Source organism: Paenibacillus pasadenensis, assembly GCF_023715725.1.
Lineage (GTDB): Bacteria > Bacillota > Bacilli > Paenibacillales > Paenibacillaceae > Paenibacillus_O > Paenibacillus_O pasadenensis_A.
The window spans coordinates 320522-339141 of record NZ_JAMBOT010000002.1 but is presented as its reverse complement, the minus strand read 5'-3'; the positions used below and the strand labels follow the sequence as shown (position 1 = coordinate 339141).

Sequence of the window (18620 nt, the reverse complement as noted above, 5' to 3'; positions counted from 1 at the left end):
GGATAGAGGAACTCTTGAGCCGCTCAAGAGTTCCTTTTCCCTATTTAAATTGCGGATAAGGTGATGAATGTCATGCAAAAGGCGACAGCAAGGCGTCGCGGACAATATTTTGGCTTGAAGCTAGCGGCTTCGCTGGTCGTATTGGGCCTATGCTTTATCATTTCGCTCACCTTTGGCGCAGCGGACACATCATTCAATGATGTATGGCTTGCGCTGTTCACCGATTCCTCCGCCAAAGCGGTATTAACGATCCGCGAGCTGCGGCTGCCGCGCGAGCTGGCGGCTATGGCGGTTGGAGCCGCGCTTGGCGTGTCCGGCGCTGCGATGCAGGGAATGACCCGCAATCCGCTTGCCGACCCCGGCATTTTAGGGCTTACGGCCGGCTCCAATCTGATGCTTGCATTGACCATTGCCTTCTTTCCGGCAGCCGGATACTTTGGCATTATGGCCGCATGTTTCATTGGAGCGGCCGTAGCCGCGCTGCTCGTTTTTGGTGTCAGCGCATCCAAGCAGAACCGATTCTCACCGCTGCGCATCGTGCTGGCGGGCTCGGCCATTTCAGCGCTGTTCTTCGCAGCTGCGGAAGCGGTCGGGCTGCATTTTAAAATTACGCAGCAGGTGAATATGTGGAATGCCGGCGGCGTAGTCGGCACCACCTGGAAGCAGCTGTCCGTCATTACTCCGTTCATCGCAGTCGGCATTATCGCCGCCATGCTGCTGTCCCGGCAGCTGACCGTGCTCAGCATGAGCGAAGAGGTATCCGCAGGTCTTGGCCAAAATACGGCAAGAGCCAAAACGATGCTGTTCATCGTTGTTGTGCTGCTGGCCGGCTCTTCGGTAGCGCTTGTTGGCAACATGGCCTTTGTCGGACTGCTTGTTCCCCATGTCGTTCGCACGATTACCGGCCCGGATTACCGCTTTGTCCTGCCGGTATCGGCTGTGGGCGGCGCGGCGCTTATGCTGATCGCCGACACGATGGGCCGCACCATCAACGCGCCTTATGAGACATCGCTTACCGCTATCGTCGCCATGCTCGGTCTTCCCTTTTTCCTATGGATCGTTAATCGTAAAGGAGGTGCGCTGCGCTAATGGTTCCTGCCGCAATCCGCAAACAGCGCATCGCGCTTGCCATCCTGTTCGTGCTTATCATCGCCATGATATTCATAAGCGCCGGCTGGGGATATTCCTCGCTAGGCTACAAACGCCTGCTGCCCGTATTGTTTGGCGACGGCTCGCGTAAAGAAGAATTCGTGCTGTTTACGATTCGTCTGCCGCGCATCTTTATTACTCTGCTGGCAGGCATCGGCTTGGCGCTGTCCGGCGCGATTTTACAGCGTGTCACGCGCAACGATCTCGCCGATCCCGGCATTATCGGCATCAACGCCGGCGCCGGACTCGGCGTGGCGATCTTTTTCCTGTACAGCCCGATTGAGCCCGGCAATTTCGCCTACCTGCTTACGGCTGTCGCCTTTTTCAGCGCCATGCTGACCGCGTTTCTGATCTACCTTTTCTCCTACCGCAAAGGAGAGGGCTTAAACCCGGTCCGGCTTGTGCTGGTCGGCGTTGGCTTCTCGTTATCAATCTCCGGCATCATGACGGTCCTAATTACCTCGGTCGCCGAAAGGGATAAAGTCGACTTCATCGCCAAATGGCTCGCCGGGAACATTTGGGGCACGGACTGGCTGTACATCTGGGCGCTGCTGCCATGGCTGCTGCTGCTCATCCCGTTCACGCTCATTAAGGCGAACCAGCTTAACATGCTGGAGCTGAGCGAGCCGGTCGCCGTCGGTATCGGCCTGCCGGTGCAGAAGGAGCGCATCTGGCTCATGGTCGCCGCCGTTGCTCTGGCCGCATCCTCCGTTGCCGTTACAGGCGGAATCAGCTTTATCGGCTTGATGGCGCCTCATATCGCCAGAGCGCTCGTCGGCCCGCGCAACCAGCTGTCGCTTCCGATTGCGATGCTGATCGGCGGTTTGCTGCTGCTCACGGCGGATACGCTGGGCCGCAATATGGCCGATCCGAGCGGCATTCCTGCCGGCATCGTCGCGGCTTTTATCGGCGCTCCCTATTTCGTTTATCTGCTGCTCAAAAAGACGGCATAGAGTTTTTTTTGGAGCCAGGCCCGCAAGGGCCTTTTTTTCATCCCATAAACGGCTATATTAGGAACAGGACATTGCGGCATCGGCCGCGAACCTCTACAAGCAAGTTTGCAAAAAGCGGCAACGGCTTCTTCGCAAGGTTAACGAAAGGAATGAGCATTCACTATGGATTTAATGGAGCAGAGAATGAAGCAGCTTACGGAATGCGACGGCGTTCCGGGGCATGAAGGCGCAGTACGAAAGCTGATGCAAAGTTATTTGGAGCCGCTGAGCGGGGAAATTATAACCGACCGCCTGGGCAGCCTGTTTGGGGTAAAAACCGGCGCGGAAGGCGGGCCAAAGGTGATGCTCGCCGGACATCTGGACGAAATCGGTTTTATGGTAACGCAAATTACGCCAAAGGGCTTTTTGCGCTTCACGCAGCTAGGCGGCTGGTGGCCGCATAACCTGCTGTCTCATCGCGTGCTCGTCAAAACGCGCGGCGGCGATCATATGGGGCTTATCGGCTCCAAAGCGCCCCATGTGCTGACGCCGGATGAGCGGAACAAGGTGCTCAAGCTAAAGGATTTGTATATCGATATCGGCGCCAAAAGTGAAGAGGATGCCCGCGAGATGGGCGTACGTCCCGGCGATTGGGTTGCGCCAGTTAGCGAGTTTTTCACGATGCGCGGCGGCGAGCTGTGGGCCGGCAAAGCGCTCGACAACCGCGCCGGCTGCTCGCTGGCGGTTGAGGTGCTCAACCGTTTACAGGATGGAAACCATCCCAACGTAGTGTACGCCGGAGCTACCGTACAGGAAGAGGTCGGTTTGCGCGGCGCTGGCACGGCGGCCAATCTCGTGCAGCCAGATATCGCCTTTGTGCTTGATGTGGGCATCGCCTACGACACGCCGGGCAGCGAATCCGGCTCCATGAGCTGCAACGTCGGAGACGGTCCGCTTATTCTGCTGATGGATGCAACGATGATTTCGCATACAGGCCTGCGCCGCCTGGCCGTAGACACGGCCGAGGAGCTCGGCATTAAAGTCCAGTTCGACGCCATTACCGGCGGCGGCACGGACGGCGGCAAAATCCATGTGAGCGGCATCGGCTGCCCGACACTGTCCGTCGGCTTTGCAACCCGTTATATCCATAGCCATAACGCCGTCATGTCGCGCAGTGATTTTGACCAGGCCGCAACGCTGCTGACCGCTTTGGTGCGCAAGCTGGACCGCGATACGGTTGAGGCTTTAATTAGGGGATGATGGTGCTCCGGGCTCGGCTTGGCTTCGCCGAGCTTACTGATAGCTGGTGAACAGCACCCGCTGCGCCAAAGGCCGCCCCTCCGATCGCTGTTGACCTCGGATATCCCTGAATAATTACCGCCATAGCGGTTGATATCCGACGTCAAAGGCGAACGCTGATGCTTCTCCGGGCGCGGCCCTTGGCTTCGCTGCTTGTTGCACCAGTCAGTTAAACTGAAAACCCCGCCTCCGAGCCCGGAGGCGGGGTTTTGCATATGCATCATGGATTCGGTATAATCGAATCCATATTAAAGGGTTTAAATTTTTAAACCTTTCAACGAAGGAGGGGCGTATGGGAAAGCTGGCTTTAAAGCTGTTCCGGGAATGCCTGCCGGTATTCCAGACGCTGTCCGACCCCAATCGTCAGGACATACTGCTGCTGCTGCATGAGAACGGTCCGCTCCCGGTAAATGAACTGACCTCCAAGTTAAGCTTGAGCCGTCCTGCTGTGTCTCATCATCTTAAGCTGCTGCTGCAGGCAGGTTTGGTGTCCTGCGAGCAGCAGGGCACGCAGCGGCATTATTCGCTGAGCCTGGAGGCCTCGGTTACGATGCTGCGCGAGCTTATTTCCGTTGTAGAAGAAGAGTGTCTGCCGAAATTCGATACCACGATCCCCGCTAAGGAGGCTAGGCTATGATTCCGCTCACCCATTCTGATGTCGACACGCTGCTTGCCGAGCACAAACGTTATTTTGACACCGGCCGCACCCGTTCCATCGATTTCCGCATCACGCAGCTGAATCGGCTGGCGGAAGCAATCCGCAAGTTCGAAAAGCCGCTTCTGGAAGCGGTATACAAGGATCTGCACAAAGCCCCTAACGAGGCCTATATGACCGAGATCGGCTTCACGCTGGGCAACATTAAAGAGGCCGCCAATAAGCTGCGCCGCTGGTCGAAGCCGGAACGGGTTCGTTCTCCACTGTACCATTGGCCAGCCAAAAGCCGTGTTTACCGCGAGCCCTACGGCACGGTGTTAATTATCGGACCGTTTAACTATCCGTTCCATCTGCTTGTTGAGCCGCTTGTCGGCGCGATTGCTGCGGGCAACTGCACCGTGCTGAAGCCCTCTGAAAATACGCCTCATGTGTCGACTGTCGTCAAGGAGATGATTGCCGATACGTTTGAGCCCGGATATATCCGCGTCGTCGAGGGAGAAAAGGAAACAACGTCGGCGCTGATCGAATCAGCCTTCGATTACATCTTTTTTACCGGCAGCCCGGCAGTCGGCAAAATCGTTATGGCTGCAGCGGCCAAAAATCTCGTTCCCGTCACGCTGGAGCTCGGCGGCAAAAGCCCTGCAATCGTGGAGCGTTCGGCCGACCTAAAGGTGACGGCGCAGCGCATGATCTGGGGCAAGCTGATCAATGCCGGCCAAACCTGCGTTGCCCCCGATTACGTGCTCGTCGAAAATAGCGTCAAAGCTGATCTGATCCGGCAGCTGGGCGAAACGATTACCGCCTTTTACGGCGAGGACCCGTCCACTGCGGAGTACGGCCGGATCGTCAATGAACGCCAATTCGACCGGCTGGCCGATATTTTACAGCGGGATCAGTCGCAGATCGTATTCGGCGGCAAAACCGACCGGGAGTCGCTTTACGTTGAGCCAACGCTGCTTGACTCGGACTTCCGCTCCTCGGCGGCGATGGAAGAGGAGCTGTTCGGTCCGCTGCTGCCGATTATCGGGGTGGACAGCGTGGACGAGGCGATCCGGCTGGTCAACAGCCGGCCGAAGCCGCTCGCCCTGTATTTGTTCACGGAGAACAAGGACGTGACGGACAAAGTGCTGGAAAGCTGCTCCTTCGGCGGCGGCTCCGTCAACGATACGCTGGCCCATCTGGTCAATTCCAACCTGCCGTTTGGCGGCGTTGGCCAATCCGGAGTTGGCGCCTACCACGGCCGCCACAGCTACGAGCTGTTCTCGCATCGCAAAAGTGTGGTCATCCGCAGCTTCAAGCTGAACAATAGCTTCATGTTCCCGCCGTACACCGCCGATAAAATGAAAATCATCAAAAAATTCCTTGGCTAATCGCCGCCAGCCTGCGCGTTCCGCTTGAATACAACAACTAACCCCGCAGCCAACGGCACCGGGGTTAGTTGCTTATCGGCTAAACTCCGCTTCTATGCGCCGCCGGCACAACCGGGATCCAAATCTCGCTGCGGTAATCGGGCTTGCTCGTGTCCGGCGATTCATTCCATAACAGCTCCGGGCCCTCGGCAAGCTCCCAGCCGGAGGACGGAAACCACTCGGAATAGATTCGCCCCCATACGTTTTGCAGCGCATCAGGAAACTTGCCAACGGCCTCGAATACGGCCCAGCGCGAAGCGGCTACCTCCAGGGCATCCATGCCTTCCGGCGTCTCCTTCGTTGTAGCTGCGCCGATGTAATGGTCCAGCTCCCCTCTCTCCTCCATACGGCCCTCGGAGAAGTTCACCGAAGCGCTTACAAAGCCGGATGGCTCTCCGTCGGATAAACTTTTGATCTGCAAAATTCTTGCCATATCCAGACTTTCCCACATCGCTTGGATTGCCGGATTAACTCCTTCAAACTGAATCGGCACGCGGCGTCCGATGCCTACGATGCGAAAAACGCCTTTATCGACTATTTTTACGTTCATTTCCATACCGCCCCTCAAGCTGAGTTGAAAGGTCATCCTCGGAAAATGCAGAAGCTGAACATGCCCTTCTCTGGCCTCGCTCGGCGTAACACCATGCAGGCTCTGAAACGCGCGGGTAAACGCATCTGGCGAGGTATAGCCGTATTTCAGCGCGATATCAATAATTCTGGAGTTCTCCTGCTGCAGCTCCTCTGCTGCCCGCGTGAGCTTTCTCCGCCTGATGTACTCCGAAAGCGGAATACCGGACAGATAGGAGAACATGCGCTTAAAATGATGCTCCGAGCATACGGCAATCCGAGCCGCCTGCCCGACATCCAGCCGTTCCTCCGCCAAATGAGCCTCAATATAATCCAAAGCTCTGTTCCAAGCCTCCAGCATCTTTCCTCAGCCACCTTTCACAAGCTCAGCTTATCATTATGAGCGCCGCCCAATCCGACCGCACAGGTTCCGGTTTGGTCGGGTCGCAGTGCTTAATCGAATCCATCGTTCATACGCAGCTACATATCCCTAACCGCAGCCGCTTCGGCGATCCTTCGTACGCCGTTCTGAATCTGCTCCGTTCCGGTGCGGGATATGCTGAGCCGCAAAAACTTGTCCCGCTCCAGCCAGCCCGCCAAATAAAAGTCGGGGCCTGTCCGGACTTTGATTCCTTGAGCTGCCAGCCGCGCCTCCAGCCGGTCCAGATTGACTGCCTGCGGCAGCCGCAGCGCAATATAGATGCCTGACCCGCTGCTTGGCAGCCGCAGCTCGCCGGACTGATGAATGGCTTTGACCGCTTCGTTCATATCGTTCATCCGCGCCGCGTAACGGCTGCCGATCCGGCTTTTATGCCGGTCGTACATCCCGCTTCGCATATAAATATCAAGCGCGGCCTGAGACAGCAGCGAGCAGCTGGAATAGGCAAGCCGCTCCAGAAAGATCGCCTCCAGCTGCTCCGGCAGCACGGCGAGCCCAATACGCAGGCCGGGGAAAATCGATTTGGAAAAGCTTTTTAAATAAATGACCCTCGTCCGGTCAAACCCATGAATCGGCTTGAAGCCGCGCGCCTCGCCGAGATCCGCCATGTAGTCGTCTTCCGCAACGTACACGTCGTATTTGGCCGCCAGCTTGGCTATTTTACGTTTCTGCTCATCATTTAGCGAAGTCCCAAGCGGATTATGATACCGTGACATCGTGTAAAACAGCTTGACGTCGCCTCGTTTAAATTGCTTCTCCAGCTCCGCCAGATCAAGCCCCGACTCGCCGCGCGGCACCCCCCGTACCGGAATTCCCTCCGCCTCCAAAAATCTCAAGTAAAGGTCAAAGGTCGGCTGCTCCACAATAACGGCGTTTTTGCCATTAGGAAAAGGCATCCGCGCCAGCAGGTCGAGCACTGGCTTCACCCCTGCCGTTACAAAGATTGAATCCGGCGAAGCATACACTCCGTCCCCTGCCAAATGGGAAACAAGCGTCCGTCTAAGCGAGTCCAGCCCGCGAACCGATCCGTATTGAAACAGCTCGTGCTGGTAGGTATCAATCGCTTTGTTCAGGCAGTGCTGAAAATCCCGGTACGGAAACAGCTCCGTATCCGGCAGCACAGATGAAAAGTCGATCAGCGAGCTCTCACCTGCCTGTCCGTTCCCGGTACGGCCGACCGCAAAATATCCGCTCTGCGGAATCGAATAGATTAAATGTCTTTTTTCCAGCTCGGAATAGGCGCGCAGCACCGTGCTGACGCTGCAGCCCTGCTGCATCGCAGCGTTTCGTACTGAAGGCAGCTTCTCCCCTGGACGGATGGCCCCGTCAGCCAGCTGCCGTTCCAAGCCGGCGAGGATTTCCCCGTATTTGCTCATCCCTTACACACTCCGATTCAGCCTGTTTTCTCCATTATACCCGCATGCTGCCATTAACTGTACCGGTACAGTTCTCCGATTTCATTCTGTTCGTTTTGCTCATATCCCCTTAATCTGGAAACAGAATCATATAACCGGAAAGAAGGAACGTCAGATGAAATCTCCCATAATTCCATGGCTTGCATACGCCGCAACCATTCTGCATGCTCTAATTGTCGGTCTTTCCTTCCTGTTTGCCAAAATGGCGCTGGAATACGCTTCTCCATTGGATACGCTGGCTTACCGGTTTGCAGTTTCCTTTGGGCTGTTATGCATTCCGGCGGCGCTAGGCTGGCTGAAGCTAAACTACCTTGGAAAGCCGGTTGGCAAGCTTTTGCTGCTGGCCACGGCATACCCGCTCGGTTTTTTCCTGTTTCAAACGTTTGGGCTGCGTCTTTCCACCTCGTCGGAGGCTGGCATGTTATTTTCGCTCGGCCCGATTGTGACCACAATTCTTGCCTCCCTTATCTTGAAGGAAGGAACGACTCCGCTGCAGAAGCTATTCATTCTGGTATCCGTGTCCGGCGTCGTCAGCATTTTTGCCTTTCAATCCGGGGACGGCATGACGGGCGGAGCAACGGGTATTGTTCTGCTGTTATTGTCCACCTTGGCGATTTCCTTTTACAGCGTGCTGACACGTTCGCTGCTGCGCAGCTTCACAACAGCTGAAATTCTGTTTTTGCTGCAGGGTATCGGGTTTGTGAGCTTTATCGGCTGGGCCGTCGCCCGCCACGCGCTCTCCGGCACTCTGGAGCAGCTGGCAGCTCCGCTGTCGAATAATTCATTTATACTCGACATTCTGTATCTCGGCATTTTGGCGTCGCTGGTTACGTCGCTCACATCGATCTATGCTCTGTCCCGCATTTCCGCTTCCATTACTAGCGTCTTTTCTAATTTGTCGACGGTCGTTTCAATCGCTGCAGGCATGGTTCTGCTTGGCGAGTCCATGACAGCTGCATCGCTTATCGGTTCTGTGCTTATTATTGCCGGGGCAGTCGGGACGGCGGTATTCGGCCGCAGATCAGCTGCCATGAAAAAAAGAAACGATTCTACAATTAATACTGAAGCGAAAGGTGCTGAATCACTATGACAAATAGACACCAATTGAACCAACTGTTTCGGGAACGGATCGGCTGGTCGGAGACAGGCAAGCTGGAGTTTTCGCAGCTCCCTTCATTACTCGAAGCGGCAGCGCTTGCCTTCCCGTTTGAAAATCTGCGCGTAATCTCTGGATCCTCTATCCCGATGAATGACGAGTCGTTAACGGATAAACTGCTGATCCGCAAGGAAGGCGGATTATGCTACGAGCTGAATTCGCTGCTCTATCTTTTTCTGGCCGATAACGGCTTTGATGTCCGTATGACGAGAGGCATTGTGTATAATCACGAGCTGCAGCAATGGCCGGACTCAGGAAGGACGCACATCGCCGTTCTGTTAACCGAGCAGGGCAAACGTTATTTGGTCGATACGGGGTTTGGCATTAATCACGCTCTGCGCGCGCTGCCGCTTACCGGCGAGGCGGAGGAATCCCGAAACGGGCGGTTTCGAATCCGACAGGAGGAGACTCCTTACGGCGACTATGTATACGAAATGATGTTAAGCGGTAAAGACGATAACTGGCGGCTCGGTTATGCGTTCGATTCCACGCTCGCATTGACCAGCTTGGACGAACCGCGCGAGGTGCAGGAAATGATCGAACGGCATCCGAAATCTCCGTTTAACAAAAAGCCGCTTGCAGCCAAGCTTACTAAAAACGGAAGCATATCGCTGAGCCCGCAGACATTCACGCAATGGGTGGACGGCCAAATGACTAAAACAGCCATAAACGAAACAGAATACGCCGAAAAACTCCGCCTTTTCGGTTTATAAACCCAGGTTGACAAAGTCTCTCCCCGTTAACTATAATTTTATTATACTTTCGTATATTTATTTTTTGATTAAATTTCTTTTCAATTTTATACAGGATTATGCATGGGATGGTATTTAAATGCTTCCATAACTTTTTCGGGGGATGAGACTTTGGCTTCTTTTTTGGCAGCGGAGCGCCGAAACAAAATTCTAGACTACCTGTTTCAGCAGAAACGGGCGACAGTGAAAGAGCTGTCGGAGCTGCTCGGTGTATCCGAAGTTACACTCCGCTCCGATCTGCGCCTGATGGACAAGGACGGATTGATCCAACGCACCCATGGCGGCGTTATTTTGCAGGAGGAGCCGCGCAATGAGCATAATTTCTCCGTCCGGGAAAAGAAAAATCATGACGAGAAATCGGCTATCGGCCAGAGCGCGCTGGAGTTCGTAGAGGACGGCCAATGCATCGTGCTGGACGGAAGCTCCACCGTGCTGGAGATGGCGCGTGGACTCAAAAAGATGAAAGTGCGGCTTACCGTTATAACAAATGGAATGTACACGGCGCTGGAGCTGAGTGAAAATCCCGGCTTAACCGTCATTCTGATCGGCGGCGTGCTTCGTGTAGGCAGCAGCGCGCTGGAAGGCACGCTTGGCAAAACCATTTTGGAGAAAATTAATGTAGACACGATGTTCACCTCTGCCAGCGGCTTCACAGCCGAGGAAGGGCTGACTGACTTCAACGTGTACGAGGTTGAGCTCAAAAAAGAAATGGCCGCTGCTTCCACGCGCATCGTCGCGCTGCTCGACCATAGCAAAATCGGCAGGAACTCGATTTCCACCTTTGCCGCCGCGAATGAAATCCATACGATAATCACGGACAGCGCTACTCCCCGCAAAATTGTCGATGAGATCCGCGGCCAAGGAATCAACGTCATCGTTCCTTGAGCAACTGACGCTCGATCTTCGTTTGCTTCCTCCGCGCCAAAAAGCTCTTGCAAACTGCAAGGGCTTTTTGGCGCGGAGGGACTACTTATACTGCTGTTTGATTCTGTACCTGTATTTAAATAATTTCCTCTTTCCCCCACTTTTTCTGTATAACTCCGTTTAGACGATCCAAAAGCCTGTTCTTCCGAAAAACACTTCGCTTTTTACTTTAGAGTCCAAGCTTAGTCTTTTATTACGCATATAGTGTTTGATATAAGGTGAGCTTGAGGGATCGATATTAGAAAAACCTCGTAATTGAAGCTGAAAGGAGTAATTAAAATGAATATTAACAATTGCCAAAAAAGCAACATGAGTTTTATATTGGTTATATTTATTCTTCTCGTTCTCATTGTTCAATGCTTCCCGTCTATGGATAGCCTTAACTCTCAGAACGAGGGTATGAGCGGCATAGTAGATTATCAAGGATTTGACATCATTAACAATTCGAGTTATGAATTAAAGTGGGTCAGTTCCGTTGGTACACGTCGTCCTTTTCCAACCCCTACTGATATTTTGGCTGCCCGGGATGGTTTTCAGCATTTTGAGTTACCGATTGTGCCAAATGAGGTGATTCAATCCACTCAGTCCTATTATTCCCCTTTCTTTTTAACGTTGGCTAAATTTAGATTAAATTGTGTTTCTTTGAGTTCCAGACCGCTTCCTAGTATTAGTAATATTATTTTACCATTGCAATTAACCTACAATTTATCTACCAGTAGAACGCAGTTAATAATTTTGGACGCGTCACGTTAGTTTGCCAACACTAAACGGGACAACGTTTATGGATGCAGCAATTTACCCGCGCATTCATGGCGATTCCGAAGGCACGGTTAAATGAAAGGGCTGTTTTCCTTTATAAAACTTCTTCAGCGCTTTATGAATGGCGTCGGCGACCGTTTGCTGCCCCTGGCTGCTTAACAGCATTTCTTCCTCATCCGGATTCGTTAAATATCCCGATTCCACGATAACAGCCGGCACCTCTGCCGTTGTCAAAATAATATACTCATCCTGCTTTACGCCGCGGTTCCGGGTTCCCAATGCCTTTGAAACCTGATTCTGCAGCGCTGTAGCAAGAGCTATGCTATGTTCCTGTTCATACAAGGTCTCGGTTCCGGAAACCTCTTGATCCTCGTACGTATTGCCGTGAAGAGATATAATGGCATCTGCCTTCCATTCGTTTGCCAGCTTGGACCGATCCACCAGCTCAATAAACTGATCATCCGTCCGGGTCATTTTTGTTTCGAACATCGGGTCCTGCCCCAGCAGTTCATTGACTCGAAAAGCTAAAGACAGATTGGAATCTTTTTCATAAGCTCCGCTTGCTCCCGTTGCTCCCGGATCTTTGCCGCCATGTCCCGCATCAATGACGATTCTGAATTTCACCGGAGCTCCCGAATTGGATTTATGCAGGGGAACTACGGGAGACGTGAGATCATTGATAGAGAAGTTATTTTGAACAATGAGGAAGATCATGATAATGGAGAGCAATAACAGCACCAGAGCAGATGCACGATTGATTGATTTGCCGCGTTTCCGTATTCTATTCCTGCCCATAACTCCTCCTTAACCGTTTCATGTTGCACACGCCTATTTCCATGCAGCGTTAAATGCTTCATCCATTCGGCCTGCATTCTCCGAAACCGCAAAGAATACAAGCGGCCCTTTCGATAGGAGCACATGTTTTTCAATCAGATAGTATTCTTTGGGCCGGTAATCTTTAAATTTAACGGTTTGCGCCTTAATTCTTTGCTGAATCCGTTCCATCACGCTTGCGGTTTTGCTTGCATCTTTGACCTTGATGATAGCCAGCTCGTCCGCTTTCACATTTGAGGTCGATGTGTACAGAACAAAATCCTCTATTTCGTCAGCTGTTATGCCATATAACTTCTGCAGCTTATCCGCATCCTGCTGCTTCATTCCGCTTAAATCCGCCGCTTGCTCCATACGGTCCTTGAGACCGGCAACAGTCGGAACTTTGCCTGTCCCGCCATCGTCGGAGCAGGCGCTTAAAAGTGCGATGACCAAGGCCATTGCAAACATGAGACTGCCTCGTTTTATCATGGCGATTCCTCCGATACATTCAAAATAGACGGGTCTTCAAAAAAGGTTTTGATATTATACAGGATCAACATGTCTTGATATCCGCGCTCTCGTGCAAGGTCCGGAAGCGAACCGGTAAAATAACGAAGATCAACAACGTCGATTTCGCCATAATGCTTCGTCAAAAATGGAATCAGGCTGTTGGCGAATGAATCCTTTACAATCAGCAGCTTTTTCTCTGGCGGTCCTTCTGTCACGATTCGAACTAAAGCCTCATTGCCGCCCAAAAAGACAGCGTATTTGTCCTTCTCATCGAGCTTTTCCTTTTCATACAAGGAGTCCGTCAGTCGGCCTTCCTCCTCATACGAAACCTTCAACGGGCTTTCCTGTTTTGGTACATAAAGCTGAATATGGTCCGGTTGAAGGCGGCGGAACCCGCTTTTGGAATACAGCGACCCATAGAACTCGTCCGTTGCCACATCGATGCGGAACGAGCTTTCTTCCTGCGGAACGAATCCCAGCTTGCTGCCAAGCTCCCGGTAGGCGTAATAAGCGCCCTTTGTAGTCCAGTGATGGTCGGTTTTATAAAAGAGAGGCTTATCCCGCTCGGCAGCTAATGCGGAGTAAGCATCGGCAACCTGGATATCTGGCGGCAGCAGCCCGCCGATCCGCTTCAGATCGGCCAGCTGGTCGCCGACGGGAGCGTATGCCGGCAGCTTCTCGGGAAACAGCGCGGCGGCGGTTGGCACGAGCATGACCACTTTGCGAAGACCAGGCGTCGCTTGGTCAAAGCTCCGAATCGCCTCCACCCGTTCCTCCAGCTCGGCATCTGGCGGAGACGTATAACGCTCCATCAGCTGGCCGTCCTTGCCCAGAAAAACGCCATTGCTTTCTTTTTTTCCAATGGCGCGGTCTGCGTCGGTTTTCATTCCCGCCCAGACGTTTCGGAAAGCGATCTGGTCCGTCGCATAACGTTCGTAATCGGAAGTGAATTGCCCCGAGGTCAGCGCTCGCAGCGAAAAGTCAGGCCGTTTTTCCAGTACCCTATTCTCCGTATCCGAAAAGGATTTATCCGGCGTCAGCATGTTCGCCAAACTTATCCCGCCGATATAAAATAGCAGCAGCAATCCGATAAGGGAATTTGATTTAACCAAACGTCTCATCGTCGTTTCTTCCCCCTCAGAATCGGAAATATAAAAATGGATTGTAGGTTTGCGCGACCAGGTAAGCCGTTGCTATAACTAGAGCAATGAAGTAAAGAGCCGGAACGGCAGCCGCGCCTATGAGGCGGTGCTTGTAGGTAAACCGCAATAGCCATTTGCGAGGGAGCGGTGTAGCGCACAGGGCCGACAGCGCCAGCACGAGGCCGTATGTCGACAGATCATAAAGCGCAACGCCGTTCACCCATCCATTCGCAGCGAAACCGGCCATACTGCCGATGAACGTCCAAGCTGCTTCCATCCGCTCGAATTCAAAAAACACCCAGCCGACAGCGACAGCTAAAAGCAAATACAGGTGAGCTGCAGGTCGCGGCAAACGCTTCAGCCATTTCAGCAGAAACAGCTTCTCAAGCGTCACAAGCAATCCGAAATACAATCCCCAAATAACAAAATTCCAGCTTGCCCCATGCCATAAGCCGGTTAAAAACCAGACAATGAACAAATTTCGGAGCTGATTGCTCATCCCCGCCCGATTGCCGCCAAGCGGAATATAGACGTATTCGCGGAACCAGGAACCGAGCGACATATGCCAGCGCCGCCAGAACTCCGTTACACTGCGGGAAATGTACGGGTAATTAAAATTAATTTTCATATGGAACCCTAACATTTTGGCCAAACCGCGCGCCATGTCCGAGTAACCGCTAAAGTCGAAGTAAATTTGCAGCGTGAACGCGGCGATGCCGAGCCAGGCGCCCAGCACGGTCATCTCGTCCGCAGGCGTCGCTTTTACGCTTGTCCATAACAGACCGAGATTGTTGGCCAGCAGCACCTTTTTTGCCAAGCCGCGAATGAATAAGACCGCTCCTTGACCGAAGCGATGCAGCGTTACGGTTCGCGAAATCATTTGCCGTGCAATGTCTGAATATTTGACGATTGGCCCGGCTACGAGCTGAGGAAACATCATCACATAGGTTCCGAAGGTGAGTAAGTTCCGCTGCGGCTCCATTTTTCCGCGGTAGACATCAATGATATAGGACAATGATTGGAACGTATAAAAGGACAGGCCAATCGGCAACGGAAGGTCAGTCGCCTGCAGGCTCAGAGAAAACCATTGATTCAGATTGTCGGCAAGGAACCCGGCGTATTTGAAAAAGCCGAGAAGTCCTAAATTGCCAACCAAAGAAATAATGAAAACCAGCCTGGCTATTTGTTTTTGATGCCTGAAACGGTGAATTAGAAGCCCGTTCACATAATCAAAAACGCCTGCAAAAATCATCAAGAAGATATAGATTGGTTCTCCCCAAGAGTAGAAAACAACACTTGCGACTAGCAGAACGGCGTTCCGCAGCCGTTTGGGCGCTAGGTAATAAACAAGCAGGACAGTCGGCAAAAATTGAAACAGGAAAATCAGGCTGCTAAAAACCAAAGCTTATTCCCTCCTCCCTCCCCGATTGGCGGCATTCACTTGGACTCTTTACTCAAATATTCGAGCAGAAAAGGATAAAACGCAGCCTGAAAATGAATGCCGTCGGTGTCGTACAGATCAGTGTGCTCGGCAACGAGAGCGGTCAGATCGATATACTTCGCCTGCTTTTCCGCGGCAAGCGCCTTAAGCCCTTCGTTGTAATCCGCAATGTTGGCGTAACGCGGTTCAAGCTTCTCCGCTTCAGCCGTCACCGGCGTCACAGACAACAGCGTGATGGCCGCATCCGGCAGCTTGGCCTTGATGGCGTCGATAAGCTTTGCATATTGCTTCATCGAATATTCCTTCGGATTTTCGGTAGGCCACAAAATATCCGTTGAACCTAATTGAATAAATACGTGCTCGGGCTTGCGGTCCGCCAACTTGGCAACGTCATCTTCCATTAATGCGAATTCGGCTGTTTTTCCCGCGCCAGCCAGCACGTTTTCCTTGTTTAATACATCATGATAGGACAGGCCTTCCGTAATGGAATCGCCGAAAAATACACTTGTCCGGTAAAGTTCCTTGTAATTTACAGCTGTCGGCTTCGGTTCCGGAGTAGCTGCAGCCCCTCCGTCATTTGTTTGATTTCCGCAAGCGGCCAACAGCAGCACGATTGCGATGAGCAGCATTCCAAACCCCGTATTTTTTTTCATCTTTTTTTCTCTCCTCTCGTTTCCTCACCTTGAATATTACAGAGGAGATATATAGACCATGTGCAGACCAGATGCAGATGAAATAAAAAAAGCGCAGAACATAAAGTTCTACGCATCTTGCTTTGTGCTTAATTCAAAATAGAATTGCACGCCGTTCTCAGTATTGACCGCTCCGTACCGCGCATGGTGCAGGTTAAGAATTTGCCGGCATATCGCCAGACCTAGACCGGTTCCGCCCGTTGAGCGCTGGCGGGACTCGTCGATCCGATAAAAACGGTCCCAAATTTTGCTCATCTGTTCATCCGGGATACGGGCGCCGTAATTTTCAATCATGACGACAACTGATTTCGCTTTTTCCGTCATCTTAATTACAATGTTCTCCCCCTCCGGCGTATAACGGACGGCATTGGTGAGGAGATTAACAATGACTTGTTCAATGCGCTGCTCGCTGGCGACGACTTCCAGGGGAATGAATTGAGTGTGCAGCCGCAGCTGTTTATCGTTTATATCCAAAGCCAGCTTGTCACAAACCTTCTCTAACAAAGCATCAATGCGGAAGACGGACATCTCCATTTTATACGTGCCGGATTCGTACTTCGCCAGCTCCAGCATGTCGCCAACCAACAGGTTCATCTTCTGGACCTCATCTTTCATGGCCAAAAAGTAGTGCTCCCGTTTGGGGCTGTCCGGTTTGTCTTGGATAATGTAAAGACAGCTTTCCATGATGCTGAGCGGCGTTTTTAACTCATGAGAAACATCGGCAATGAACGCTTTCCTCGTTTGCTCCAGCCTTCTCTCCTGCTCAATATCCTGTTCCAGCCGATTGATATGATCATGCAGCATGTTTGAAAGTCCGTTGATGTTTTGCGACAGCTGTCCAATTTCATCTTCCGTGTTCACCGAAATGCGGGTGGAGAAATCCAAATTGGCCATTCGCTGCGTAACTTCATTCACGCGAAGCAATGGTCGGGCAATGCGGCGTGCGTAATAAAAGGAAACGAGAGCAACAACCAGCAATGCGCCAAAACCGATATAGATGTAATAATTGCGCATGACCCCCGCTGCCTCGTTTACAGGCTGCAAGGACGTCATAGCAAACAGATAATAGGGAGCTCCGGAGCTGTCCCTCCGCTGGTTTACGAAGATTTTGTAGGGAACATTATTTTCCACGTAGTCAATAACTGCATTTCCCTTTTCGGTAAATTCTCCATAGAGCAGGTCCGCTTGAAACGACTTTATTTGCTCCAGAAACAAGTGGTTCGTGTAACGGGCTTCCGCCGCTCCTTCCGGTGTTTCAAGCTTGGTTACCGTTCCGAGCACAAGAATGCTCGTGTAATGCTTCCGATATTCCGTCGCACCCAAGCGGGAGGCGACTTTGTATTCCTTGTTGACGAAAGGGGTATTCTCAAGCCGTCCCTCCTCTCTCAAATTAGAGTTTTGGCTAGCAATCCGCTGCGGCACAAACTGACCATTTATGAGGAGACCTTCTATAGCGATACGTTCTCCAGGTTTAACAAAAAAATCAGCCAGAAGGGGATTATCGCTTCTAAGCTCTTCTACATTCATGACGGTGTACAAAGGAATGGAGAAGGTTGTATTAGAGAGAGCCGGAGCATCAGGCACGCTGTCCAGCTTTACCTCGGCTTTGAAATTATCGGTGCTGGCTAGATAACCTGAAGCGTCTAACCGGGCGGCCCAAGTGTTATACGTTTGGTAAAATTGCTGTTCCATCTCAAAGGAGGCTTGAGAATTCCGTGTCTTTTCCCACTCTTCTGTTGATAAGCCGTCCAGCGCGCTCTGTACGTTCGCCACTTTCTGCGAGACATAAAATTGCTCAAAAAACATCGTTTGTCCAACAAAAAGACCTGCGAGAATAAAGAGAAACAAACTTACCGTGAGTAAAAATAGCTTAAAAACAATGCTTTTTCTCATGGGCTGTCCTCAAATTTGTAGCCGGTACGGATAACCGTAACAATATGATCGGCATGTTCTCCGAGCTTGGCGCGCAGATTGCGGATATGGCTGCTGAGCGTCCGGTCATCCCCCGCAAAGTCATATCCCCAAATTTTCGTAATCAGCTGCTCTCTTGTGAAGATCACGCCTTTACTCCCCATCAGACAGGCTAAAATCTCAAATTCCGTATGGGTCAGGCTGCAAGGCAAGCCGTTAAGCGTAACGCTTCGCGAAGGCAAATTTAATGTGATCGCCCCGCCGGACAGCGTTTCTCGCGATTGATGCCGCGGCTGACCGCTCAGAAGACGCTTCACCCGCGCCAACAGGATAGGCGGACTGCATGGTTTAACAACGTAATCATCCGCACCCAGTTCAAATCCCAGCAGAGTATCATCCTCGTCCGACCGGGAGGTCAGCATAAGCACCGGCACGCTGGACGTTTTGCGTATCCGCCGGCAGACTGACCAGCCATCCACTTCTGGCAGCATAATGTCAAGGATGACCAGATCGATTTCTTGCTCTTGAAATAGTGCTAAAGCCTGCTTGCCATCGCCGGCTTCCAGTACGCGGTAGCCTTCATCCGCCAAGTATTCCTTCATGATTTCCCGCAGCACCTGCTGGTCTTCCACGATTAAAATTGTTTTTGACATTT

18 protein-coding genes are annotated in these 18620 nt (G+C 52.2%); 9 read left to right on the top strand and 9 right to left on the bottom strand.

Going from position 1 to position 18620, the window contains the following annotated elements; genetic code table 11:
- Positions 1–72 precede the first annotated feature (72 nt).
- The 5 genes from M3223_RS06835 to M3223_RS06815 all read left to right on the top strand — a co-directional run bounded on the left by M3223_RS06835 (position 73) and on the right by M3223_RS06815 (position 5405).
- Positions 73–1089, top strand: coding sequence for a FecCD family ABC transporter permease (locus M3223_RS06835; protein WP_251560370.1), 1017 nt, complete (start codon positions 73–75; stop codon positions 1087–1089).
- The gene (locus tag M3223_RS06830; protein WP_251560368.1) at positions 1089–2102 is read left to right on the top strand and encodes a FecCD family ABC transporter permease; all 1014 of its coding nucleotides are present in this window, start codon (positions 1089–1091) and stop codon (positions 2100–2102) included. Before M3223_RS06835 ends, M3223_RS06830 begins: the two co-directional genes overlap by 1 nt.
- 183 nt (positions 2103–2285) lie before the next feature.
- Positions 2286–3341: a M42 family metallopeptidase gene (locus tag M3223_RS06825; RefSeq protein ID WP_435367994.1), complete on the top strand. Its 1056-nt coding sequence runs from the start codon at positions 2286–2288 to the stop codon at positions 3339–3341.
- A gap of 331 nt (positions 3342–3672) precedes the next feature.
- Positions 3673–4017: an ArsR/SmtB family transcription factor gene (locus tag M3223_RS06820; RefSeq protein WP_251560364.1), complete on the top strand. Its 345-nt coding sequence runs from the start codon at positions 3673–3675 to the stop codon at positions 4015–4017.
- Positions 4014–5405 (top strand): aldehyde dehydrogenase, encoded by a 1392-nt coding sequence (locus M3223_RS06815; protein WP_251560363.1) that lies wholly within the window; start codon positions 4014–4016, stop codon positions 5403–5405. The genes M3223_RS06820 and M3223_RS06815 overlap by 4 nt, the downstream gene beginning before the upstream one ends.
- Before the next feature lie 79 nt (positions 5406–5484).
- Here the strand turns inward: M3223_RS06815 and M3223_RS06810 are convergent, their stop codons facing one another.
- Both M3223_RS06810 and M3223_RS06805 read right to left on the bottom strand, forming a co-directional pair.
- Positions 5485–6372, bottom strand: coding sequence for an AraC family transcriptional regulator (locus M3223_RS06810; RefSeq protein WP_251560361.1), 888 nt, complete (start codon positions 6370–6372; stop codon positions 5485–5487).
- 119 nt (positions 6373–6491) lie between these two features.
- Positions 6492–7826, bottom strand: a complete 1335-nt coding sequence (locus tag M3223_RS06805) for a PLP-dependent aminotransferase family protein (RefSeq protein ID WP_251560359.1) — start codon at positions 7824–7826, stop codon at positions 6492–6494.
- A 154-nt stretch (positions 7827–7980) separates the two neighbouring features.
- Here M3223_RS06805 and M3223_RS06800 point away from each other — a divergent pair, with 154 nt between their 5' ends.
- The 4 genes from M3223_RS06800 to M3223_RS06785 all read left to right on the top strand — a co-directional run bounded on the left by M3223_RS06800 (position 7981) and on the right by M3223_RS06785 (position 11450).
- Positions 7981–8955: a DMT family transporter gene (locus M3223_RS06800; protein ID WP_251560357.1), complete on the top strand. Its 975-nt coding sequence runs from the start codon at positions 7981–7983 to the stop codon at positions 8953–8955.
- Positions 8952–9734, top strand: coding sequence for an arylamine N-acetyltransferase family protein (locus tag M3223_RS06795; RefSeq protein WP_251560355.1), 783 nt, complete (start codon positions 8952–8954; stop codon positions 9732–9734). The genes M3223_RS06800 and M3223_RS06795 overlap by 4 nt, the downstream gene beginning before the upstream one ends.
- Before the next feature lie 150 nt (positions 9735–9884).
- Positions 9885–10658 (top strand): DeoR/GlpR family DNA-binding transcription regulator, encoded by a 774-nt coding sequence (locus M3223_RS06790; protein WP_251560352.1) that lies wholly within the window; start codon positions 9885–9887, stop codon positions 10656–10658.
- A 318-nt stretch (positions 10659–10976) separates the two neighbouring features.
- Positions 10977–11450, top strand: coding sequence for a hypothetical protein (locus M3223_RS06785; protein ID WP_251560350.1), 474 nt, complete (start codon positions 10977–10979; stop codon positions 11448–11450).
- A 54-nt stretch (positions 11451–11504) separates the two neighbouring features.
- Here M3223_RS06785 and M3223_RS06780 read toward each other — a convergent pair whose 3' ends face one another.
- The 7 genes from M3223_RS06780 to M3223_RS06750 all read right to left on the bottom strand — a co-directional run bounded on the left by M3223_RS06780 (position 11505) and on the right by M3223_RS06750 (position 18618).
- Positions 11505–12251 (bottom strand): N-acetylmuramoyl-L-alanine amidase family protein, encoded by a 747-nt coding sequence (locus tag M3223_RS06780; RefSeq protein ID WP_251560348.1) that lies wholly within the window; start codon positions 12249–12251, stop codon positions 11505–11507.
- Positions 12252–12284: 33 nt separating this feature from the next.
- A complete protein-coding gene (locus M3223_RS06775) occupies positions 12285–12758 on the bottom strand; it encodes a DUF4358 domain-containing protein (RefSeq protein ID WP_251560346.1) in 474 nt (157 codons plus the stop codon).
- Positions 12755–13900 carry a DHHW family protein gene (locus M3223_RS06770; protein WP_251560344.1) on the bottom strand — a complete coding sequence of 382 codons (1146 nt, stop codon included), beginning with the start codon at positions 13898–13900 and terminating at the stop codon, positions 12755–12757. The genes M3223_RS06775 and M3223_RS06770 overlap by 4 nt, the downstream gene beginning before the upstream one ends.
- 16 nt (positions 13901–13916) lie before the next feature.
- Positions 13917–15323: an MBOAT family O-acyltransferase gene (locus M3223_RS06765; RefSeq protein ID WP_251560342.1), complete on the bottom strand. Its 1407-nt coding sequence runs from the start codon at positions 15321–15323 to the stop codon at positions 13917–13919.
- Between the two features lie 35 nt (positions 15324–15358).
- Positions 15359–16015, bottom strand: a complete 657-nt coding sequence (locus M3223_RS06760; protein ID WP_251560340.1) for a GDSL-type esterase/lipase family protein — start codon at positions 16013–16015, stop codon at positions 15359–15361.
- A 108-nt stretch (positions 16016–16123) separates the two neighbouring features.
- Complete coding sequence (locus tag M3223_RS06755; RefSeq protein ID WP_251560339.1) at positions 16124–17947, bottom strand: sensor histidine kinase; 1824 nt, start codon at positions 17945–17947, stop codon at positions 16124–16126.
- The gene (locus M3223_RS06750; RefSeq protein ID WP_251560337.1) at positions 17944–18618 is read right to left on the bottom strand and encodes a response regulator transcription factor; all 675 of its coding nucleotides are present in this window, start codon (positions 18616–18618) and stop codon (positions 17944–17946) included. The genes M3223_RS06755 and M3223_RS06750 overlap by 4 nt, the downstream gene beginning before the upstream one ends.
- Positions 18619–18620 lie beyond the last annotated feature (2 nt).